10 protein-coding genes are annotated in these 23,000 nt (G+C 67.9%); 5 read left to right on the forward strand and 5 right to left on the reverse strand.

The annotated features are described in order from the left end of the window. Positions 1–254 precede the first annotated feature (254 nt). The 3 genes from BLO63_RS08515 to BLO63_RS08525 are packed head-to-tail and all read left to right on the forward strand — an operon-like array spanning position 255 to position 4,353. Positions 255–1,640 (forward strand): c-type cytochrome, encoded by a 1,386-nt coding sequence (locus BLO63_RS08515; protein WP_091439090.1) that lies wholly within the window; start codon positions 255–257, stop codon positions 1,638–1,640. Then, positions 1,637–2,128 (forward strand): (2Fe-2S)-binding protein, encoded by a 492-nt coding sequence (locus tag BLO63_RS08520; protein WP_091439091.1) that lies wholly within the window; start codon positions 1,637–1,639, stop codon positions 2,126–2,128. Before BLO63_RS08515 ends, BLO63_RS08520 begins: the two co-directional genes overlap by 4 nt. Next, positions 2,128–4,353 (forward strand): xanthine dehydrogenase family protein molybdopterin-binding subunit, encoded by a 2,226-nt coding sequence (locus BLO63_RS08525; protein ID WP_091439094.1) that lies wholly within the window; start codon positions 2,128–2,130, stop codon positions 4,351–4,353. The genes BLO63_RS08520 and BLO63_RS08525 overlap by 1 nt, the downstream gene beginning before the upstream one ends. Positions 4,354–4,431: 78 nt before the next feature. Here BLO63_RS08525 and BLO63_RS08530 read toward each other — a convergent pair whose 3' ends face one another. After that, entirely contained in the window at positions 4,432–10,569 is a 6,138-nt protein-coding gene (locus tag BLO63_RS08530; protein ID WP_091439097.1) for a cadherin-like domain-containing protein, read from the reverse strand. 414 nt (positions 10,570–10,983) lie between these two features. Between BLO63_RS08530 and BLO63_RS08535 the strand changes: the two genes are divergently transcribed. After that, positions 10,984–11,886, forward strand: coding sequence for a LysR family transcriptional regulator (locus BLO63_RS08535; RefSeq protein ID WP_091439100.1), 903 nt, complete (start codon positions 10,984–10,986; stop codon positions 11,884–11,886). Here the strand turns inward: BLO63_RS08535 and BLO63_RS08540 are convergent. The 4 genes from BLO63_RS08540 to BLO63_RS08555 all read right to left on the reverse strand — a co-directional run bounded on the left by BLO63_RS08540 (position 11,840) and on the right by BLO63_RS08555 (position 22,271). Further along, entirely contained in the window at positions 11,840–13,192 is a 1,353-nt protein-coding gene (locus BLO63_RS08540; protein ID WP_091439103.1) for an HlyD family type I secretion periplasmic adaptor subunit, read from the reverse strand. The two genes, BLO63_RS08535 and BLO63_RS08540, sit on opposite strands and share 47 nt — an antisense overlap. Next, positions 13,189–14,895 (reverse strand): type I secretion system permease/ATPase, encoded by a 1,707-nt coding sequence (locus BLO63_RS08545; RefSeq protein WP_091439105.1) that lies wholly within the window; start codon positions 14,893–14,895, stop codon positions 13,189–13,191. Before BLO63_RS08545 ends, BLO63_RS08540 begins: the two co-directional genes overlap by 4 nt. 214 nt (positions 14,896–15,109) lie before the next feature. Then, positions 15,110–21,097: a cadherin-like domain-containing protein gene (locus BLO63_RS08550; protein WP_091439108.1), complete on the reverse strand. Its 5,988-nt coding sequence runs from the start codon at positions 21,095–21,097 to the stop codon at positions 15,110–15,112. A gap of 280 nt (positions 21,098–21,377) precedes the next feature. Beyond that, positions 21,378–22,271: a LysR family transcriptional regulator ArgP gene (locus BLO63_RS08555; protein ID WP_091439111.1), complete on the reverse strand. Its 894-nt coding sequence runs from the start codon at positions 22,269–22,271 to the stop codon at positions 21,378–21,380. Positions 22,272–22,344: 73 nt separating this feature from the next. On the opposite strand from BLO63_RS08555, the gene BLO63_RS08560 reads away from it, so the two are divergent. Next, positions 22,345–22,974, forward strand: a complete 630-nt coding sequence (locus BLO63_RS08560; protein WP_091439112.1) for a LysE/ArgO family amino acid transporter — start codon at positions 22,345–22,347, stop codon at positions 22,972–22,974. Positions 22,975–23,000: the final 26 nt, after the last annotated feature.

Genomic DNA, 23,000 nt, shown 5'->3' on the forward strand with positions numbered 1-23,000 from the left:
GCGCGCGCTCTCGCTGCCGAGGAACCAGACCGGGGCCCCACGAGGCGGCCCAAGGCGGAGGGGCTGCCCGGCGCGAGCAGGCCCGTGCGTCCCGGGCGCTGAGATGAGTGCAGCCTTCCCCGGCTTCCTCTGGGGAACCGGCACCGATCGGCGCCACAGGCGGGCGGTGCCCGCTGCACACCGTAGCGTGAAACGGTTCCAAGGAACCGATCCGTCCGCTTCGCCATTGCCCTTTCATCGTCGGAAGGGGGCTCATGCGGATCAGGTCGCTCGTATTCATTGCCGTTGTGCTGGCCGGTGCGGCCGGCGCCTTCTTTCTCGTCTGGCGGCCGGAGATTCCGGTACAGGCGCAGGCGCAGGCGCAGAGCTTCGATCCGGCGCTCATCGCCAAGGGGCGCGAACTGGCTGCCGTGGGCAATTGCATCGCCTGCCACACCGTGCCGGGCGGCGAGGCCTTTGCCGGCGGGCTGGCCATCCCCACCCCCTTCGGCACCATCCACTCGACCAACATCACCCCGGACCGAGAGACCGGCATTGGCGGCTGGTCGCTCGCGGCGTTTACGCGCTCCATGCGCGAGGGGGTGGATCGCGCGGGTAACCACCTCTATCCCGCCTTCCCCTATGATCATTACCGCCTGGTCAGCGACGCGGACAATGAGGCGCTCTACGCCTATCTCATGACGCGCGCGCCGGTGCGGCAGGACGCTCTTGCCAACGATCTCGTCTTCCCGCTGGGATTCCGCCCGCTCATCGCCGGCTGGAAGCTGCTCTTCCTTGAGGCGGCCGGCTTCACGCCCGATCCATCGAAAAGCCAGGAGTGGAATCGCGGCGCCTATCTCGCCGAAGGTCTGGGCCATTGCGGCGGCTGCCACACCCCGCGCAACGCCCTCGGCGCCCAGGACCCCGACCGGCACTTTGCCGGCGGCGAGGCCGAGGGCTGGCAGGCCTATGCGATCAATGCCAGCTCGCCGGCGCCGATCCCGTGGGACCGCGAGGCGTTGGCCTTCTATCTCCGCCATGGCTGGCACGAACTGCATGGCGTCTCGCGCGGCCCGATGGCCGAGGTGACGGGCAATCTCGCCGGCCTGCCGGATTCCGATATCGACGCGATCGCCACCTATGTTGCTGATGTGATGGGCGAGCCCTCCACTGAGCGGCGCCAGCAGGCCGAGCGGCTGCGCCAGGATGTGGGTGCGCCCGAACGCACCGGCGGCGATGCCGACACCCTCGCTGTGCCGCCCGATGTCGCGGGAATGCCCGGCGCGGCCCTCTATGCCGCCGCCTGCGCCACCTGCCATGAAAGCGGCCGGCCGCTGCCTTTCGGCGGGCTGGACTTCCGCCTCAGCACCGCCGTCAACGCACCGAGCCCGCAGAACATCGTCACCGTCACCCTGTTCGGCCTGCCGCCGGCGGATGGGGAGGCGAGTTCCGTCATGCCGGGCTTCGCCGGGGCGCTGAGCGACCAGCAGGTCGCCGACGTGCTGGCCTATATGCGCACCCGCTTCTCCTCCGGCACTCCCTGGCCGGACGTGGCGGAGATGACGCGGCGCACCCGCAGCGGCGAACACAAGGTCGTCGTCCGCCCCTCGGACGGTATCGAGCGGGCCCCCCTCAATGTCGGCGTGGAAATCGGACCATGACGGTGAAGCTGAAGGTCAACGGGGCCGTGCATGAAGTCGATGCCGATCCCGCCACCCCGCTGCTCTATGTGCTGCGCGAGGATCTCGAACTCAACGCGGCGAAATATGGCTGCGGACTCGGCCAATGTGGTTCCTGCATGGTGCTGGTGGATGGCGAGGCGACGCTGTCCTGCGTCGTGCCGATCCTCGCGCTCGGAGAGCGGGAGATCACCACGCTGGAGGGGCTGGGCACCGTCGAGGACCCCGCCCCGATCCAGAGTGCCTTCATCGAGCTGCAGGCGGCCCAGTGCGGCTACTGCATTCCCGGCATGATGATGAGCGCGCAGGCCCTGCTCCAGCGCAACGCCTCGCCCAGCGACCAGGAGATACGCGACGCGCTGCGCACCAATCTCTGCCGCTGCGGCACGCATATGAGGATCCTCGCCGCCATCCGGCGGGCGAGCGAGATGATGAGCGCCGGGGCGCCGTCGAACCGGAGGGCCGGCTGATGACCATCGCCACCAGCCGCCGCGCTTTCCTTCTCGGTTCGGGCGCGCTCGTCGTCTCCTTCTCGCTGGGCGCTGAGGCGCAGGAGGGCGAGGTTCAGGCCGGCACCAGCGCGCCGCAGCCCACCTTCACCGCAATCGACAACGACCGGCTCGATTCCTGGATTCGCGTCGACGCCAATAGCCACATCACCGTTTTCACCGGCAAGGCGGAGCTGGGTCAGGGCATCCGCACCGCCCTCACCCAGGTCGCGGCCGAGGAGCTGGAGGTGGCGCCGGGCGAGATCGAGCTGATCACGGCCGACACCGGCCGCACGCCCAATGAGGGTTTCACCGCCGGCAGCATGTCGATGCCCAATAGCGGCACCTCGATCCGCAAGGCGGCGGCGCAGATGCGGCGCCTGCTGGTCGAGGCGGCGGCGCAGACGCTGGCGGTGGCGCCGGAGAGCCTTACCCTGCAAGGCAAGCAGATCCGCTCCGGCGACCGTGCCCTCTCCTATGGCGAGGTGGCGGCGGCGCTGAACCTTGAGGTTCCCCTCGCAGGCGATCCCGCCCTCAAGGCGCCCGATACGCTGACGGTGATCGGCCGGGATGTCCCCCGGCTCGACATTCCCGGCAAGGTCACGGGCGCCCCCGCCTATATCCAGGATATGCGGCTGCCCGGCATGCTGCATGCGCGCGTGGTGCGTCCGCCCGGCTATGGCGCGACGCTCACGCAGGTCGACACCTCAGCGATCGAGGCCCTGCCCGGCGTCGTGGGCGTCGTGCGAGAGGGCAATTTCCTCGCCGTGATTGCCGAGCGCGAGTTCCAGGCCGTCACGGCGATGCGGGAGCTGGCGCGGCGCGCGCGCTGGAGCGCGGGCACCGAGCTGCCGGAACAGGCGGAGATTCACAACGTGCTGCGGGGCCTCGAAAGCGAGGTCGGCACGGTCGCCGAAGAGGGCGATGCGAACCCATCCGGCGACAAGGTGTTCGAGGCGCGCTTCACCCGCCCCTACCAGATGCACGGCTCGATCGGCCCCTCCTGCGGCATTGCCCGCCTGGAGCCGGATGGGACGCTCATCGTCTGGTCGCATACGCAGGGCGTCTACCCCGATCGGGCCGCGATCGCTGAGATGCTCGGCATGGAGCCGGGCCGCGTGCGCGTCATCCATGTCGAGGGCTCGGGCTGCTACGGCCATAATGGCGCCGACGATGCCGCCGCCGACGCCGCCCTCATTGCCTCCCGCCTGCCGCCGGGTCGGCCGGTGCGGGTGCAGTGGATGCGCGAGCAGGAGAATGCGTGGGAGCCGTTTGGGCCGGCGATGTCGATCACGGTGCGCGGCGCGGTGACGAACGGGCGGATCAGCGATTTCACCTTCGATCTCTGGAGCAACATCCACACCACGCGCCCCGGCGGCGCGGGCGCGCTGCTCGCCGCCCGGCAGAAGTCGGGTCCGGCGACGCCCAATACGCCCCGCCTTCAGATCAGCCCGTCCGGCAATGGCGACCGCAACGCCAACCCGCTCTACACCATCCCCAACAAGCGCATCCTCTGGCACTTCATTCCCGACATGCCGCTGCGGGTCTCGGCGATGCGCGCGCTCGGCGCCTATGCCAATGTGTTCGCCCTGGAAAGCGCCATCGACGAACTCGCCCTGCTGGCGCAGGCCGATCCTGTCGCGTTCCGACTCGCGCATCTGGAGGATGAGCGCGCCCGGGCGGTCGTGCAGATGGCGGCGGAGCGCTTCGGCTGGGAGACGGCGACGCGCGGGCCGGGCCGCGGCAAGGGCTTCGCCTTCGCCCGCTACAAGAACCTCGCCGCCTATCTCGCGGTGGCGGTCGAGGTGGAGGTCGAGCGTGAGACCGGCCGCACCCGTCTGGTGCGCGCGGTCGCGGCGATCGACAGCGGCCAGGCCGTCAGCCCGAACGGCATCCGCAACCAGACCGAGGGCGGCATCCTGCAGGCGGCGAGCTGGACGCTCTATGAGGCGGTCACCTTCGATCGCCGTGAGATCACCAGCGTCGACTGGTCGAGCTATCCGATCCTGCGCTTCGCCAGTGTGCCGGAGACGGTGGAGGTCCATGTCATCGACCGGCCGGGCGAGCCGTTCCTCGGCACCGGCGAGGCGGCGCAGGGGCCTGTCGCGGGCGCGATCGGCAATGCCGTGCGCGATGCCATCGGGTTGAGGCTGACGGACCTGCCCTTCAGCCGGCAACGGGTTCTGGCCGCGCTCACGGCCGGATAAGCGGGCGGACAACGCGACAAAGGCCGCCCTGCCGGGCGGCCTTTGCTGTTTCGTGCGGCAAGAACCGGCGCGGATCGATCAGACGATCGAGAAATCATCCGCATCGAGACGGGCCTTGGTCACGCCTTCCAGCAGCACCGTGTGGTCGCCGCTGTCGTCGAGCTGGATCACCACGCCGTCCTCGCTGTCGAGCATCGCCGCCAGAATGTCGTCGAAGGTCTCGAAGTCGAGGCCGTTGAACTCGATCATGTCCTGCCCGGCCCGGAAATCGACGATCACGTCGTTGCCGGAATTCGCGGCGAACTCGAAGGTGTCACGGCCAAGGCCGCCGCGCAGCATGTCGTCACCGGCGCCGCCGATGAGCCGGTCATTGCCCGACCCGCCTTCGATCTGGTCATCGCCGGCACCGCCGTCGAGAACATCCTTGCCGCTGCCGCCGGAGAGCATGTCTTCGCCCTCGCCGCCATCCAGCTGGTCGTCGCCAAAGCCGCCCTGAAGCGTATCGTCGCCGGCATCTCCCTTGAGGATGTCCTTGCCGAAGCCGCCCTGCAGCGTGTCGTCGCCCTCGCCGCCGTTCAGCTGGTCGTCGCCGAAGCCGCCATTGAGCGTATCGTCGCCGGCATCCCCCTTGAGGATGTCCTTGCCGAAGCCGCCTTGCAGCGTGTCGTCGCCCTCGCCGCCATCCAGCTGGTCGGCCCCCATGCCACCCCGGATGACGTCGTCGCCGGCGCCACCGAAGATCTTGTTGGCCTGCAGCTGGTTGCCGCGCAGCGTGTCGTCCCCGGCGGTGCCGAGCGTCCAGCCTTCATGCGGGTCGGAGGACCCGCCGGCCGGCTCGACCATCACCTTCACGGTGGCGGTGGAGGTGCCGCCCTCGCCATCGGTGATGGTGTAGCTGAACGACGCCTCGCCGGTGAAGCCCTGCGCCGGGGTGAACACCACCTTGCCGTCGACCAGCGCCACCGTGCCGCCAGTGCCCGAGGTCACCGATTGGATGGCGAGCGTGTCGGCATCGGCGTCGGTGTCGTTGGCGAGCAGCAGCGCCGCCGCCAGCGTCGCGGCGATGCCCGCCTTGGTCGAGAAGCCGCTATCATTGGCGGCGACCGGCGCCCGGTTCGGCTGGGCGCGCACCGCGACCGTCACCGTCGCCTTGTCCTGCCCGCCCTTGCCGTCGGAGACGGTGTAGCTGAAGGAGGCGTCGCCGGTGAAGCCGCTCGCGGGGGTGAACACCACCTTGCCGTCGACCAGCGCCACCGTGCCATGCGTCGCCTCCTGCACCGAGACGATGGACAGCGTGTCGTTGTCCGTGTCGCGGTCATTGGCCAGCAGGCTGGCGACCGAGGCGGTCACCGCCTTGTCCTGCAGCGCGTACAGCCGATCATTCTCTGCCGAGGGAATGTGGTTGGGCGCGCCCTCGACCGTGATGCCGACCGTCGCGGTATCGCTGCCGCCCTTGCCGTCGGAGACGGTGTAGGTGAAGGAGGCGGCGCCCGTGAAGCCTGCCGTCGGCACGAACAGCACATTGCCGGCGTCGTCGAGCTTCACCGTGCCGCCCACCGCATTGCCGACCGAGAGAATGGCGAGGGTGTCGCCATTGGCATCGGTGTCATTGGCCAGCAGCAGCGCCGCACTCAGGATCAGCGCCTCGCCGCCGGTGGCGGTGAAGCCGGTGTCGGCCACCGCGTCCGGGGCGGCATTGTCGCCCGGCTCGCCCGGCCCGTCTTCCGCCAGCGAGACCACCGTCACATTGTCGAAGGAAACGCCGGCGCTGTCCCAGGAGAACAGGCCGACCGTGCCCTTGCTCTGGGCATGGTCCTCGATGGCGTAGGCGAACAGCGCCTGGCCGTCGACCGTGGCCTGGATCTGCCCGTCCTTCACCTCGACGCGCAGGTCGAAGGCCTCGCCCGGCGTGTACTTGGCCGGGAACTGGTTGAGATACTTCTCGACCCCGTCCTTGACCTGGATCAGCTGGAACAGGCTGCCCGCGCCGTTGCTCGGGTTGCGGTCATAGTCGCCATTGGCGTCGAGTTCGAGCTTGTAATAGTTGTTTTCGTCTTCGTAGTAGAACAGCAGGCCGAGCGCGCCATTATCCGGCGTCTCGATGGTGGCTTCGACGGCATAGTCGGTCCACTCCTTGGCCGCCGGGTCGTTATAGAGCGCATAGGTGCCCTTGCGCAGCACGTTGACGCCGTCGCCGAGCGGGCTCCAGCCGGTCTTCCACGGATCGGAGTTGGACGCCCCGTTCCAGGTGAGCTGGCGGCTTTTGATGTCGGTCAGCTGGACGAACTTGCCGTCCTGCAATTCCCACTGCGAGGCGGTGCCATCCGGGCCGATGCCGCCGGATTCGCCCTCGTCGACGATGGTCCATTTGCTGAGCGAGGCATTGGAAGCGAAGTCTTCCGCCAGCAGCACGCGGCCGGCGGCGACCGCATCGACCCGCACCGTGTCGGTCGCGGTCTTGCCGCTGGAGTCGGTCACGGTGAGCTTGAGGGCCTGCTCGCCAGTGCCGAGCGTGGCCTGCACCGACTTGCCTTCTGCAACGACATTGCCCTCTTCGTCGGTCCAGACATAGCTGACGATATCGGCGAGGCCGTAGCTGCCTTCCGCGTCGAGCGCCACCGTCACATGGCCGTCGGCGTCGAGGTCGAGCACGCGGATGTCGTCGCCGGCATGGGCGGCGAGCACCACCTTGTTGACGGCGACATTGTCGAACTGCGAGCTGCGCTGGTTGTTCGAATACAGGCCAACCGTGCCGCCGGCGAGCGGGGCGGCGTCCACCACGGTGCCGAACACATTGTGCCCGTCGAGGAAGACGTTGATCTCGCCATCGACCACCGCCACCTTCAGGTGGAAGTCGCGGCTCCAGGGCGTGCCGGCATGCTCGGTGGCGAGCACCGTCTCGGTGCCGCCGGAAACCTTGACGAGCGAGCGCGTGTTGGTCTCGGCGTCGAGCACGACCTTATAGTGGTTCTGCTCGTCCTGATAATAGAACACGACGCCGATGCCGTCATTGTCCGTGGTCTTGAGGGTCGCTTCAAATTCGTAGTTCGACCAGGACTTGGCGGCCGGCTCGCCCCAGAGGAGGAGATTGTCGGCGGTGTCCGACTGCTCGAAGACGCGGCCTTCCAGCGCGTCCTGCCCGTCCGCGACCGTGTCGCGCGAATTCACCGTGCCCTTGACGATGAAGCCGCCGACGCCGGCGCCGATGGTGGTGGCCGCCACCTGGGCGTTGCCGAAATCATCGGTCATGGCCGGGGTGCTGAAGTCGATCTGCACCGAAAAGTCGGTCGGCGCCTCGCTGACGATGCCGTCCGCCTTCACGCCGCCGAGCGCGGCGATTTCCTCGTCGGTGTAGAGCTTGTCGGTGAACAGGAAGTGCGAGACGTAGAGGTTCGAGGTCTCGCCGTCCTCGTCGGTGAACAGCAGCACGCCCTTGCTCAGGTCGATCGTGTAGCGGTCGTCATCCATCGACTGGGTGCCGACCTTCACGCCATCGATGTACTTGGAGATGGTGACCTCGTCGCCCGTGTCCTCGATCTTGAACACCACGCGCTGCCATTCGTCATATTTGAACGCGCCGGTATAGACGCCGCCAATGCCAAGGCCGCCGGTGCCGTCGTCGCTGCTGCGCACGAACAGGTCGCCGTCATTGGTGTTGGTGATGTCGGTCTGCAGGAACGAGGTGAAGCCGCTGGCGCCGTCCGAGGGGATCAGCACGTCATAGACCAGCGTGTAGCTCGACACGAGCGTACCGGCGGGAACCGGCGAGGTCGGGGTCAGCAGCAGGCCCTGGCTGCTGGCGAGCTTGGGGATATAGGTGACGTCAGGCGCGCTGCCGCCGGCGGCGGGCACCGCCGGAACGTCGAAATCCTCGACCGAGTCATAGCTGACGGCAAGATCGCCCTGCGGCGCCAGCGTGCCGGTGCCGAAGCTGGGGGTGGCGCTGCCGGCATTGAAGTCGAACTGCACCGAATTGGCGCTCGGCGCGGTGGCGACGATGCCGCCGGCCTTGGTGCCGCCGAGTTCGGCGATTTCCGCCGCGGTGAACACCTTGTCGGTGACAAGTACGCTGGAGACATAGAGCGGGTTGGTTTCGCCGTCGTCATCAGCGAACAGCACCAGGCCCTTTTCCGGGTCGAGCTTGTAGCGGTCGCCGCTCACCGTCTGGCTGCCGGCCAGCACGCCGTCGATGTACTTCGACAGCGAAAGCGAGCCGTCCTGGTTCTGGCTGTAGGTCACCGCCACGCGGTGCCAGGCGTCATAGGTGAAGCTGCCCTTGTAGTCGCTGTTGGTGCCGATTCCGGCAACGTCGCCGCTCTTCTTCAGGAACAGCTCGGCATCGTCATTGCTGCCGCCACCGTCGATCTGCAGCAGCGCGGTGTAGGTGCCCGCGCCGTCGGCCGGGACATAGATGTCCATCACCACCGAATAGGAGCCGATCAGCGTGCCGCTGGCGGTGTCGAAATCGGCGGTGAGCTTCAGGCCCTGGGTCGAGGAGGCCTTGGGCACACGGGCGAAATCCTCCGCCACCACGGCCGCGCCCGGCAGGTCGGCGATGCCGAATTCGGCTGTTGTGCCGTTGGAGAAGCCTTCGGGCGTGCCGGGGCGGGTCCAGCCCTCGGCATTGCCGTCATTGAAATTGTCGACCAGCAGCGTGTTCTCGTTGGAAACGACGATCAGCACGTCGTCCTTCGAGACATGGCCGGCGCTGTCGGTCACGGTCAGGGTCAGCGCATGGTGGCCGGCGCCCAGCTCCAGCGTGGGCGTGGCGGTGGTGGCGACGACATTGCCGTCGCGGTCGGTCCAGACATAGCTCAGCCCCTGGTCGTTATTGGGGTTGAGGGTCCAGTCGCCGTCGAGCGTGACCTGCGCCTTGTCCTGGCCATTGCCGGCGGTGACGAACTGGTCGTTGCCGGCCTTGGCGATGGCGGGCACGTCGGGCGTGCCGAGATCGACGCCGGTGATGGTTTCCTCATGGCCGCGATAAGGGCCGGTCAGGCCATCGCGGTCGAGTTCGCCATCGCCGCGCACGCTGTCCATATAGTCGTCCAGCGCGGCGAAATAGGTCGAGGTGTAGACCGAGTTATTGTCGGGATCGATGGTGACAAGCCGGATGGCGCCATTGCCGCCGGCGCTGCCGGAACCCTGCCCGGCATCGCTGGTGATCTCGCCCGACACGCCGTTCTGGTAGTTCACCATCATCTGGTAGACGGGATTGCCGAACTGGTCGTAGCTCACCAGCGTCTCGGCGGCATCGCCGAAGATGTGGCCGGAGAAGGTGAAGGTGATGTTGGGGTATTTCTGCACCAGCTCGCGGTACATGGTCTCGCCGTCGGTGGCGCTCTCCGGCGAGTTGCCCAGGCCGTAATCATAGCCGGTGCCCTCGTCATAGAGCGGCGCGCCGGTGGCGTCGTGGCGCCCGGCCCAGGTCATGTAGGAATGGGTGGTCAGGATCACGCGGTGGTCGAGATTGTCCTCGATCACCTCTCCGGCCCAGCGCAGCACGTCCTCGCGCGCGCCGAATTCGAGGTTCAGCACCAGCCATTTGGTGCCGTCGGCGCCGGTGAAGGTGGAATAGGTGTTGTTGGCCAGCGCGGCTTCCTGGTCATAGGTGCCGCCGAAATTCTCGCCATTGGCGTTCTTCAGGTCGTCGACCGAGAAATAGTCGTTGATCCGGCTCGCCTCGAAGCTGCCGGAGACGCCGTCATGGTTGCCGAGCGTCAGGCCATAGGGGATCTCGCCGTTGAGGATGCTGAGCGCTTCCTTGGCATAGGCCCAATGGGTGGGGCTGTTCTCGGTGGTGATGTCACCGACATGGGTGACGAAGGAGATGTTGAGGCTGTCCTTGTTGTCGACCAGCCACTGGGTCATGCCCTTGAAGGTCTCGACCCCGGCCGCGTTGGTGTAGTCCTGCGTGTCCGGCAGCACGGCGATCGTGTAGGCGTTCTCGCCGGTGACGCGCACCCGGACATTGTCGGTGACGCTGGAACCGCCGGCATCGGTGGCGGTGATCTTCAGGTCGGTGTGGCTCAGCGTCTCCAGGAAGTCGATGGTCAGCTTGCCGTCGGCGATGGTCACATTCGCCACCGACGGATCGCTGCTCTCGATCGTGTAGGTCAGGCCTTCGCCGGAAAACACCTCGTTCAGATCAATCACGCGGTCTTCCGAGCCACGCTTGGTCATGAAGTCGAGAATGGGATTGGTGATCGTGACCATGAGCCTTCATTCCTGTTTTGCCGGCTAGCCTTCAGGCCGGACGCCCGCGCCGCAACGCGGCACCCCATGCCGAAAGCCGCACCTCAGCGGATGGTCGGCAGCAGTAAGCGGCGCACATGACAGGTTCTTAAAACCGGACAGCCCCCATCCATCTCAAATAACAATGCCCTGTATGGAGATAACCGACACGCGCCTCGCCCCTCCCCTGGCACCTGCGCGAAGGTTAGGACGCCGCGGACTGTCGGTAACACGGCACCTGTCACAATTCGGAATCTCTTGCCGCGCTAAACTGTCCTTCATCATGTGTTCCCGCGCCCCCGATTCTCCCGTGCAGAAACGTCCGCCGATCTTCAGGACTCCGCAGCTGCCGGCCGCTCGGGGCAGGTTCTCATCCGCAGAAGGCCGCTGAGAAACATGTCGGTTACCCAGCTTCGCGCTTTCCATTTCGTCGCCGCCGCCGGCAGCTATTCGCAGGCCGCGCGCGGCATGGCGGTCAGCCAGTCGACGCTGTCCGGCCAGGTCCGCCAGCTGGAGGCGGCCTCCGGCATGGCGCTGTTCGAGCGCAAGGCGCGCGGCGTCACCCTCACCCCGGACGGGGAGGCACTCTACAAGGTCACGTCGCGCCTGTTCGCCGCGTTGGCGGAGGCGCGCACCCTGCTCAAGAGCCGCACCAATGAGGGCGGGCGCCTGCGCATCGCCGCCGATGGCGTGGTGCATTCGCTGCCGATCCTGCGGGCGCTGAAGCAGCAGCGCCCGCGGCTGGTGTTCTCGCTGATCGTGCAGAACTCCGACAGCGTGATCGAGCAATTGCTGGAATATCGCGCCGATATCGGCATCACCGCGCAGCTGCCCACCGACCCGCGGCTGCATGTGCGCCCGCTCTCCTCGATGAAGATCGGCATCTTCCTGCCCGAGCGGCACCCCTGGACCGCGCGCACCGAACTGTGCCTCGCCGATCTCAGTGGCTGCCCCTTCGTGCTGCGCGAGCGCGGCTCGCGCACCCGCGAGGTGTTCGAGCAGAATCTCGCGCTTCAGGACATTACGCTGGGGCCGATCCTGGAGGTCTCGACCCGCGAGGGCGTGCGCGAGGCGGTGGCGGCCGGCTTCGGCGCCGGCGTGGTGGCCGACCTTGAGTTCGGCTTTGACACGCGGCTGCGCTTTCTGCCGCTGCGCGACGCGCCGATCGCCATCGACGAATATCTCGTCTGCCTCGACGAGCGGCGGCGGCTGCCCATCGTCACGGAATTCTTCGCCTGCGCCGCCGCGACCTTCACTCCTCCCGCATCGCCCGTGCGATCTGGTCCCGAAGCGGCTTGACCAGATAGCTCAGCGCCGTGCGCTCGCCGGTCTGCAGATGCACCTCGGCCGGCATGCCGGGCATGAGTTGCAGCCCGTTCAGCCGGGCGATCTCTTGCGCCGGCAGGGCGACCTGCACGACATAGAAGCTGGTGCCGGCCTTCTCGTCCTTGGTGAGGTCGGCGGCGATGCGCGCCACCGTGCCGGCGAGTTCCGGCGTGGTCTTCTGGCTGAAGGCGGAAAGCCGCACCATCGCCGGCTGGCCGATCGCCACCTGGTCGATATCGGCCGGGTTGACATGGATCTCGACCACCAGCCGGTCATGCTCGGGCACGATCAGCATCGCCGTCTCGCCGGGCGCGATCACACCGCCCACCGTGTGGGTGGCGAGCTCGTGCACCACGCCGGAAATCGGCGCGATCAGCTCCACGCGGGTCAGCTTGTCCTGCGCGGCGATGCGGCGCTCCTGCAGCTCGGCCCATTTGGCCTCGATCTCGCGCAGCTCCTCGATCACCTCGGCGCGCATGTCCTGATCGATCTGAATGATCTGCAGCTCGGTCTCGCTGGTGCGCCCGCGCGAGCGCGCCAGCTCGGCCTGGAGCTGCCCGCGCTCGCCCTCGATGCGCACCTGCTCGCGCTGAAGCGCCCGCAAACGCGTCAGCGGCGTCAGCCCCTTGGCGTGCAGCTGGGTGGCGCCGGCGATCTCCTCGGCGATATAGCCCAGCTCCGCGCTCTTGGCCGCGATCTGGGCGGACAGTCCCTTGGCCTCGTCAACCAGCTGCTCGATGCGCGCGCGCATCTGCAGCACCTGGCCTTCCAGCGCGGCGCGGCGGGAAGTGAACAGGCTGATCTCGCCCTCGATCGCCCGGCCGGCATTCTCCTCCGCCCGGCGCGCCAGCAGCGCGGCGGGGTAGTCGATGCTGTCACGGGAATCGCGCTCGGCCTCCAGCCGGGCGCGGCGGGCGGCCAGCTCCACCAGCTGGGTGTCGACCACGGCGAGATTGGCGCGGGTGACGGTGTCGTCGAGCCGCAGCAGCACATCCGCCGCCTCCACCTTCTGGCCGTTGCGCACGCGGATTTCGCCGACTACGCCGCCCTCAGGATGCTGGATGCGCTTGGCGTGGCTCTCCACCACCACCGTGCCTACCGCCAGCACGGCGCCGTTGAGCGCGGCGGTGGCGGCCCAGCCGCCGCAGCCGACCACGAGGAAGAGCGCGACGATGAGCGCCAGCCACAAATGGCGGTTGACCCCGTCATCAGCCACGCTGGCCGCCGGGAAAAGGCGGGCGAGCCGCGCGCGCAGGCGGGTGAAGATGGTATCGGTCATGCGGCCACCGGCGTCTTGAGAACCTTGCCCAGAACCTGTTCCTTCGGGCCGAAGGCCTGCTGCTGGCCGGCGCCCATCATCAGCACCAGATCGACCGCCGCCAGCGCGCTCGGCCGGTGGGCGATGACGACCACCACCCGCTTGGCCTCGCGCGCCCACATGATCGCCCGCGTCAGCGCCGCCTCGCCATCGGCGTCGAGATTGGAGTTTGGCTCGTCGAGCACGATGAGAAAGGGCTCGCCATAAAGCGCCCGGGCCAGCGCCACGCGCTGGCGCTCGCCGGCGGAAAGCGCGATGCCGCCCTCGCCGAGGCGCGTGTCATAGCCGTTCGGCAGCTTCAGGATCAGCTCGTGCACCCCGGCGCGCTCGGCGGCGGCGATGATGGCGGCGGGCGCGGCATCGGCGCGGAAGCGGGCGATGTTCTCCGCCACCGTGCCGTCGAACAGCTCGATATCCTGCGGGAGATAGCCGATATGGGCGCCGAGCGCGTCGCGGTCCCACTGCTCGATCGCCGCGCCGTCGAGCCGCACGCCGCCCTTGGAGGAGGGCCAGGCGCCGACCAGCCCTCGCGCCAGCGTCGACTTGCCCGAGCCGCTATGGCCGATGACGCCGACGGCGCTGCCCGCCTCCACGGCGAAGGACAGGCCGGCAATGGTCGCCTTCGACTGGCCCGGCGGCGCGACGGCGAGCCCGGCGACATCGAGCCGGGCCTTCGGGGCCGGCAGCGGCATGGTCTGCGGCGCCGGGGGAAACTCCGCCGACAGCGCCGACAGCCGTGCATGGGCCTGCCGCGCGGCGATGAAGCCGCGCCAGTTGGAGATCGCCAGTTCCACCGGCGCCAGCGCCCGCGACGACAGGATGGAGGAGGCGATCATCGCCCCCGACGAGGCTTCGCCCTCGATCACCAGCCAGGCGCCGGCCGCCAGCATCAGCGATTGCAGCAGGAAGCGGAACACCTTGCTCAGCGCCGAGAGGTCGCCCGCCACATTCACCGCCCGCTGATTGTCGCCGAGATAGGCGGCATGGGCGTCGAACCAGCGCGCCCGCATGGTCGCGGTTAGGCCCATGGCGGTGATGGTTTCGACATTGCGGCAATAGGTTTCCGCCAGCCCGTTGCGGGTGGAGGAGCGGCGCGCGGCGATGCGGGTCGGCGCCCGCGTGGCGAATTCGGTGATCAGCATGAAGGCGCAGAGCACGAGGACGCCGACGAGGCCGACCAACCCGAACACCGGGTGGAACAGGAACAGCACGCCGAGATAGAGCGGCATCCAGGGCAGGTCGAAGATAGCGACCGGGCCCTGGCCGGAGAGGAACTGGCGGATCTGGTCGAGATCGCGCACCGGCTGCTGGCCGTTGCCGTCGCGCCCGCGCTTCAGCACCAGGGCGGACATGAGGTCGAAGGAGAGCGGACGCAGCTTGGCATCGAGCCGCATGCCGAGCCCTACCAGCACGCGGGCGCGCAGCAGATCGAGCACGCCCTGGAACGCGTAGAGCACCACTGCGAGGACCAGCAGCGCGACGAGGGTCGGCAGGCTCCGGCTCGCCAGCACCCGGTCATAGATCTGCAGCATGAAGAACGGGCCTGTCAGCATCAACAGGTTGATGACGCAGCTCAGGGCGCCGATGCCGACCAGAACGCTCCGGCAGGAGGCAAAGGCGGCAGCGACGGGTGAAGCCGATGATGGACCGCTCATTGCTTTCATGGACCTGGCACTCTTTGGTCAACCGTTCGGACCGGCCAGACGGCCGATCGCCCGCCGTCCTTAGTGCCCCGGGCTGACAGATGCGTGACGCACGCACCCTCAAGGCCGGCCGGCGACAGAAGACGGTACGTGGCGGGGGAAGACCCCGCCGGCGGCGCTTCGTGCCGCCGGCGGGGCCGGGTTGGAACCGCTAGGTCGCGGTGGGAACCGGCGCTCAGACGAAGGAGAAGTCGTCGGCGCCGAACCCGCTGCGGGTGGCGTGCTCGATGAGCACAAAGGTCTCGCCGCTCGCGTCGAGCTGGAGAACCACGCCCTCATCGGTGTCGACCATGGCCGCCAGCACCTGATCGAAGGTCTCGAAATCGAGCCCCTGCAGCTCGATGCTGTCCTGGCCGGAACGGAAGTCGGTGATGATATCCGCCCCGGAATTGGCGCCGAACACGAAGACATCGCGGCCGATGCCACCGGAGAGAACGTCGTCGCCCTCCCCGCCCTCGAGACGGTCGCGGCCGAGGCCGCCCTTCAGCTCGTCGTCGCCGCTGCCGCCGTCGAGAGCGTCATTGCCGATGCCGCCTTCGAGCACGTCGTCGCCGTCGCCCCCTTCCAGCGTGTCGCTGCCGATGCCGCCGCGAAGCTCGTCGTCGCCGTCGCCGCCTTCAAGCCGGTCATTGCCGACCCCGCCTTCGAGCACGTCGTCACCGGCACCACCGGCAAGCCGGTCATGCCCAATGCCGCCGCGCAGGAGGTCCGAGCCCTCGCCGCCATCGAGCTGGTCGTCGCGAAGGCCGCCGCGAATGATGTCGTCGCCGGCGTCGCCGAAGATACGGACGCTTTCCGTGGACGGACCGCCAAGCACGTCGTCGCCCGCCGTGCCGTGCTGCCAGCCCTCATGGCCCGGCTCTTCCACTTCAGCCGCCTCGACGGCCAGGGTGACGGTCGCGGTGGAGGTGCCGCCCTGCCCGTCGGCGACGGTGTAGGTGAAGGAGGCCTCGCCCTCATAGCCCGCCGCCGCCGTGAACACGACCTTGCCGTCGACCAGCGCCACCGTGCCATGGGTCGCGGCCTGCACCGAGACGATGCTGAGCGTATCGGCGTCGGCATCGGTGTCGTTCACCAGCAGCGCCGCCGCCGCCAGCGAGAGGGCGAGGCCCGCCGTGACCGTGAAGCCGCCGTCATTCTGCGCCACCGGCGCGGCGTTCGGGCGCGGCTGGACGTTGACCACCACCTTCGCCGTGTCCTGGCCGCCCTTGCCGTCGGAGACGGTGTAGGTGAACGAGGCAGCCCCGGTGAAGCCGTCGGCCGGGGTGAACACCACCTTGCCGTCGACCAGCGCGACGGTGCCATGGGTCGCGCCCTGCACCGAGACAAGGGTGAGGGTGTCGCCATCGGCATCGGTGTCATTGGCCAGCAGGCTGGAAGCCGCCAGCGTCACCACCGCCTCTTCCAGGACATAGAGCCGGTCGTCGAGCGCGTCGGGGGTGCGGTTGGCCGCCGCCTCCACGTTCAGCGTGACCGTGGCCTTGTCCGTGCCGCCCTTGCCGTCGGAAACGGTGTAGCTGAACGAGGCCGTGCCGGAGAAGCCGGGGGTCGCCTTGAACAGGACGTTGCCGGCATCGTCGAGCGCCACCGTGCCGCCAATCGCCTCCTGCACCGAGACGAGGACGAGTTCATCGGCATCGGCATCGAGATCATTGGCGAGCAGCAGAGCCGCGGCCAGCATCAGCGAGGAACCCGACGCCAGCGAGAAGCCGTTATCGTTCGCCGCTTCCGGCGCGGTGTTGTCGCCGGGCTGCACCGGCGCATCCGCCAGCGACACCACGCTCAAATCATCGAACGCGACGCCGGCGCTGCCCCAGGAATAGAGGCCGACCGTGCCGGCCTCGAGATTGTGGTCCTCGATGTCATAGGCGAACACCGGCTCGCCATTGACATAGGCCTGCATCTTGCCGTCGACCGTATCGACGCGCAGATGGATCGGCTCGCCGCTGACATAGCGGCCCGGCACCTGGGCGAGGGTCTTCTCATAGCCATCGACCATGCTGCGCAGCTGCCAGAGGCCGCCTTCGCGGTCGAGCTCCATCTTGTAGTAATTTTGCGGGTCCTGGTAGTGCAGCAGGATGCCCAGGCCGTCATCGTCCGGGGTAACGATGGTGACCTCGACCGAATAGTCGCTCCATTCGGCCGCTTCGGGCGCGTTGTACAGGGCGTAGGTGCCCTTGCGCAGCGCGTTGTAGCCATCGCCCAGCGGGCTCCAGCCACGGTTCCACGGGTCGGGATCGGAGGCATTGCCGTTGGAGATCAGCTGGCGGGAGTGAATGTCCGACATCTGGTACAGCTTGCCGTCCCGCAGCTGCCAGTCGGAGGCGCCGCCCAGCGTGCCTTCGTCCACGATCGTCCAGCCGGCGAGCGTGCCGCCCGCGAAGCCCTCGCTCACCAGCACCTTGTCGGCGCCGACGACATCGACCTTGACGTGGTCGCGGGAGGTCTTGCCGGCCGCGTCGGTGACTTCGAGCGTCACCCCCTTGGTGCCGACGGGGAGCGTGAGGACAGCCTCCTTGCCGGTGCCGATCTCCTCGCCATCGAGCAGCCAGCGATAGGACACGATGGCATCCGGCCCGAACGAGCCGGAGGCCGACAGCGCGACCGTGGCGAAGCCGTCGCCATCCCGGTCGATGCTGCGCATGTCGCCGGCGCCATGCGCGGCCAGCGCCACCTCATTGACCGCGACATTGTCGAAGATCGCGCTCTTCTGGTTGCTGGAGAGCACGCCGATGGTGCCGCCGGCGAGCGGCGCGCTGTCGACCACCGGCCCGCCGAAGACGTTGACGTCGTCGAGCAGCACGGTGATCTCGCCATTCACCACGGCGACGCGCAGTTCCATCTCGTCATTGAAGCGGTAGCCGCCCGTGACCGAGGCGAGCACGGTCTCGACGCCGTCCTGCACCTTGATCAGCTGGCGGGAATAGCCCTCGCCGTCGAGTTCGAGCCGGTAATAATTGCTCTCGTCGGCGTAGTAGAACACCGTGCCGATCACATCGTCATCGGTGGAACGGATGGTGACGTCGAACACATAGTCTTTCCACGCCAGCGCGGCGGGGTCGTTCCACACCAGAATCTTGTCGGGATTGTCCTGCGAGTAGTAGAGCGCGCCTTCCGGTGCGTCGATCGAAGCATCGTCATTCTTGCGCGAATGGACGCTGCCCTTCACCTTCCAGAAGCCGGTGTCGGATTCGTCCAGGAAGTCGAGCTGGGCATTGCCGAAGGTGGCGTCGAGCGTGCCGGAGAAGTCGAACTGCGTGGTGTTCGCGTCCGGCGCCTGGGTGAAGATGCCGCCGGCCTTGGCGCCGCCGAGCGCCGCGACCTGCTCGGCCGTGAGCACGCCCTCGGTGAACGACACGCTGTTCACATAGGCGTCGGACATTTCGCCGTCCTCGTCGGCGAACAGCAGGAAGCCCTTCTCGCCATCGAGCTGGAAACGCTCGGCATCCACCACCCGCGAGCCGATGAGGGTGCCGTTCAGATATTTGCTGAGGGTGACGGTGCCGTCCGGGCCCTGGTCCACCACCAGCGCGATGCGCTGCCACTCGCCATAGGCGAAGGCGCCGTCATAGCCGCCGCCGCCGAGCTCGGCCATGCCGGTGCCGTTGTTGCGGCGGATGAAGACGTCGCCGTCGCTGGTGTTGCTGGGGTCGGTCTGCAGCAGCGAGATGTAGCGGCCCTGGCCATCGGGAACCAGCACGTCCATGACGAGGCTGTATTCGGTGATGACGTCGTCATCGCCGGCCGGCGTCACCACGAAGCCCTGCTTTTCCTTCGGCGCGGGGAAGAACATCACCTGGTCGTCGCCGCCCGGCAGTTCGGGAATGCCGTAGGAGGCCGCCGTGCCGATGGTGGTCAGCGCTTCCAGCGCATCACCCTTCTTGTCGACGATGGTGAGCGTGCCCGCGCCGAGGCTGGCGGCGATGTCGCCATTGAAGTCGAACTGCACGGTGCGCCCGTCGCTCACTGCGGCGAGCGGGCCGTCGGCCTTGGCGCCGCCCATATCGGCGATCTCGCTGGCGCTGAACACCCGGTCGGAGAACACGACGCTGTTGAGGTGCCCGTAGCCGCTTTCGCCATTGTCGTCGGCGAGCAGGTAGAAGCCGCCCTCGCCGTCGATCTTCAGCCGGTCCATCGCCACCACCTGCGAGCCGACGAAGGCGCCGTCGATATATTTGCTCAGCGTTGCGGTGGCGTCGTCGATCTTCTCGACGGTCAGCGCGATGCGGTGCCACTGGCCATAGGTGATGGTGCCATGGGCGCCGCGCAGGATTTCCAGCGTGCCGGTGCCGTTGTTCTTGTTCTCGATGAAGATGACGCCGTCTTCGGTATTTTCGAGGTCGTTCTGGAACAGCGAGAAATAGGCGCCCTGGCCGTCATAGACCATCAGGTCCATCATCAGCGTGTAGGATTCGAAGTCCTCGCCGGCGGACGGTTCGAAGCCCGGCTGCACGTGGTAATACTGGGTGCCTTCGAGCGGCGGGAAAGAGAGCACGCCGGCATCGCCGCCCGCCAGCGCCGGAGCGCCGGCCTGCGAGGCGGTCTCAAGGACGGTCGTGTTCGCCAGCAGCGGCCGCACCGTGGTCCAGCCGCTAGCGTCGCCATCGTTGAAATTGTCGACCAGCAAGGTGCGATCGCCGCTGACGACGACGCGGATTTCGTCGCGCGTCACCACGCCGGCGCGGTCCTCGACCTCAAGCGTCAGCTTGTGGCTGCCGACCTCGAAGGAGACGGTCGGCTTCTGGCCGGTGGCGACCACCTGGCCGTCCTTGTCGAGCCAGCGATATTCGACGATCGCGTCGTTCGGGTTGCGCGAGGCGCTCGCATCGAGCACCACCGCGCCCTCATCGGCGCCGGCCGTGGCGGTGGCGAAGATGTCGTCGCCGGCATCGGCCAGCGCCTGCGGCGTCACCGGGCCGAGATCGAGCCCGTCGAGCACCTGTTCGTGCTCCTTGTAGTCGCCCTGCAGCTCGCCTTCGGTGCGCCCGCCGGTGAGATAGCTGTCGAATTCGGTGAAATAGGTTTCGGTCGAGATGGTGCCGGCTTCCGGGTCGACCACGACCAGGCGGATGGCGCCATTGCCGCCGCGCCCGCCATTGATCTCGTTGGCGACGCCGTTCTGGTAGTTCACCAGCATCTGGTGCACCGGCTGGCCATACTGGTTGTAGCTGGTCACGGTCTCGGCGCCGTCGCCGAAGATGTGGCCCGAGAACGTCATCGCCACATTCGGGTACTTGCTGGCCAGCTCGCGCCAGATGGTCTCGCCATCATTGGGGTTTTCGAGCGTGTTGCCCATGCCGTAGTCGTAGCCGGTGCCCTCTTTGAACAGCGGCGAGCCGAGCGGGTCGTGGCGGCCGGCGAAGTTGGTCATCGAGTGGTTGGCGATGATGACACGGTGGTCGGCATGCGCCTCGATGACATCGCCGGCCCAGCGCAGCACGTCGTCGCGCACGCCGAATTCCATCGACATGACCAGCCACTTGGTGCCGTCAGGCGCGGTGAAGGTATGGTAGTTGTTCTTGGAGCTTTCCGGCTCCTGGTCATAGACGCCACCAAAGGTGGGGCTGGTGGCGGCCTGCTTCTCCGGCGAGAACAGGTCGTCGAGATAGACCGAGCTGTGGTCGTTGGCGCGGCCCTGGTCGCTCTGGTCGTGGTTTCCCGGCAGCAGCGAATAGGGGATCTTGCCGTCGAGCTTGCGCAGCGCCTCCTCGGCGATCGCCCAGTTTTCCGCCGTGTTGCGCTGGGTGATGTCGCCGACATGGATGGCGAACTCGATGCCCAAGCTTTCCTGGTGATCGACCAGCCACTGGGTCATGTCGCCGAAGATGTGGTTGAGGTCCGCGTTGGACGTGTAGTCCTGCGTGTCGGGCATCACCGCGATGGTGAAGGCGCTCTCGCTGGCCACGCGCAGACGCACATTCTCCACCGCCGTGGCGCCGTCGGCGTCGGTCGCGGTGATCTTGAGGTCGGTGTAGCCAAGCGTGTCGAGAAAATCGATGGTCAGCGCGCTGCCCTCGATCCGGACCGCGGCGACCGCGGGATCGCTGCTCTCGATCGTGTAGGTGAGGCCGTTGCCGCCGAACACGTCATCCAGATCGATGACGCGATCTTCCGAGCCGCGCTTCGCCATGAAGTCGAGGATGGGGCTGACAATGCTGGTCATTGTTTTCAATTCCCATTGTATACGCGCCCGATAGTGCGCATTGCATGGGCATCGGAAGTAGTTTTCCTACGTGACAGCTTGTTGAATAACTTGGGTCCCGCGCCATTCCGATAAACAATGGGCGGTATCGACATTCTCGATAAGACCCGGATTCTGCCGTGTCTTCCGTTGGCCTCGCCAGATGGACTGACGGACGAGACCGCAACCCTCGGTTAGGCGAGAGGCGTTGGCCGATCGCGCGGGGTGGAAGGACAGCGCGGCCGGGGCTCCTGCCGAGGCCTCAGCGGCTGAGAACCGCGCCGGCCGCCGCACAGACCGCCTCTGTCAGCTGGCGCAGCGCGCGGGTCTGGAGGCGGATCACCGTCCAGTAGAGCGGCACATCGACCCGTTGCGCCGGCACCAGTTCCACCAGCCGGCCGGCGGCGAGGTGGTCCTCCACCATCACGGTCGGGTGCATGCCCCAGCCCAGCCCGACCCGCGTCATGTCGAGGAAGCCGTGGGTCGAGGGCACCCAATGCACCGGGCCGAGCGTCTCGGTGCCCAGGGCCGCCCGCGCCCAGCGCGCCTGCAGGAAATCCCGCCGGTCGAAGCGCAGGCAGGGCGCCGTCTCCAGCGCGGCGGCGGTGACGCCGGCAGGGAAATAGCGCGCGTCGAAATCCGGGCTGGCGCAGGCGGCATAGCGCAGCGCCCCGAGCGGGATCGTCCGGCAGCCCTGCACCGGCTCGCGCTCGGCGGTCACAGCGGCCAGCACCTCGCCGGCGCGCAGCCGGGTGGCGGTGTGGGCCTCATCGTCGAGGGCGAGATCCAGCGACACCTGCGCCACCCGCCCGAAGGCGGCGGCAGCGGCGGGAAACCAGGTGGCGAGGCTGTCGGCATTCACCGCCAGGGGCAGCGTCAGCCGCTCGCCCGCGCCGGCGGCGATGCTGCCGAGCGTCGGCGCCAGATCGTGCTCAAGCAGGCGCACACGATCGAGATGGGCACAGAGGCTGCGGCCAAGCTCGGTCGCCTCGCAGGGCTGGCTGCGGATGATGAGGATCGCGCCGAGCCGCTCCTCAAGCCCGCGCACCCGCTGCGAGACGGCGGACGGGGTGATGGCGAGCGCGGCGGCGGCGCGCTCGAACGAGCCTTCCCGCACCACGGCGGCGACAGCGGCAAGGGCGGGGTAATCCAGCATGAATGAAGTTTTGCTTCATCAGCCTTAGAAGAACAAGTTTTACTTCGGTCTCGCCGCGCGCCATCACCCCGGCATGACCACCCTGCTCCTGCCCTTCACCACCGGCTTCCTGCTCTCGGGCGCCCTCATTATCGCCATCGGCGCGCAGAACCTGTTCGTGCTGCGGCAGGGGCTGCGGCGCGAACATGTCGGCGCCATCGTGCTGTTCTGCGGCACCGCCGATGCGCTGCTGATCGCTGCCGGCGTCGCCGGGGTGGGGGCCTTCCTCGCCGCCCTGCCCCAGCTCACCACGCTGCTCGCGCTCGGCGGTGCCGGCTTTCTCGGCTGGTATGGCGTGCAGGCGCTGCGGCGGATGGCGGCGCCCGAGGCGATGGCGGTCATGGCGGCGGGCGAGACGACGCTCGCCCGGGCGCTGATGGCGACCGCCGGCTTCACCCTGCTCAACCCGCATGTCTATCTCGACACCGTGCTGCTGATGGGGGCGGCGGGCTCCGCCCAGCCCGAAGCGGTGCGGCCTGTCTTCGTCGCCGGGGCGGCGCTGGCGAGCTTTTCCTGGTTTGCCGGGCTTGGCTATGGCGCAAGGCTGCTGCGGCCGCTCTTCGCCCGGCCGGCGGCCTGGCGGGTGCTCGACGCCGGCGTCGGCATCGTCATGCTCACCCTGGCCGCCTCGCTCGTGCTGCGCGCGCTGACCCTGCCGGGCTGAGCCATCGGGCGCACATGGTTGCGGGC

It is taken from the genome of Ancylobacter rudongensis, from assembly GCF_900100155.1.
In the GTDB taxonomy this organism is placed as follows: domain Bacteria; phylum Pseudomonadota; class Alphaproteobacteria; order Rhizobiales; family Xanthobacteraceae; genus Ancylobacter; species Ancylobacter rudongensis.

Excerpts from the sequence above, each read along its gene's own strand:
- BLO63_RS08515 (WP_091439090.1), top strand. The coding sequence starts at position 255 with ATGCGGATCAGGTCGCTCGTATTCATTGCCGTTGTGCTGGCCGGTGCG.
- BLO63_RS08520 (WP_091439091.1), top strand. The coding sequence starts at position 1,637 with ATGACGGTGAAGCTGAAGGTCAACGGGGCCGTGCATGAAGTCGATGCC.
- BLO63_RS08525 (WP_091439094.1), top strand. The coding sequence starts at position 2,128 with ATGACCATCGCCACCAGCCGCCGCGCTTTCCTTCTCGGTTCGGGCGCG.
- BLO63_RS08530 (WP_091439097.1), bottom strand. The coding sequence starts at position 10,569 with ATGGTCACGATCACCAATCCCATTCTCGACTTCATGACCAAGCGTGGC.
- BLO63_RS08535 (WP_091439100.1), top strand. The coding sequence starts at position 10,984 with ATGTCGGTTACCCAGCTTCGCGCTTTCCATTTCGTCGCCGCCGCCGGC.
- BLO63_RS08540 (WP_091439103.1), bottom strand. The coding sequence starts at position 13,192 with ATGACCGATACCATCTTCACCCGCCTGCGCGCGCGGCTCGCCCGCCTT.
- BLO63_RS08545 (WP_091439105.1), bottom strand. The coding sequence starts at position 14,895 with ATGAAAGCAATGAGCGGTCCATCATCGGCTTCACCCGTCGCTGCCGCC.
- BLO63_RS08550 (WP_091439108.1), bottom strand. The coding sequence starts at position 21,097 with ATGACCAGCATTGTCAGCCCCATCCTCGACTTCATGGCGAAGCGCGGC.
- BLO63_RS08555 (WP_091439111.1), bottom strand. The coding sequence starts at position 22,271 with ATGCTGGATTACCCCGCCCTTGCCGCTGTCGCCGCCGTGGTGCGGGAA.
- BLO63_RS08560 (WP_091439112.1), top strand. The coding sequence starts at position 22,345 with ATGACCACCCTGCTCCTGCCCTTCACCACCGGCTTCCTGCTCTCGGGC.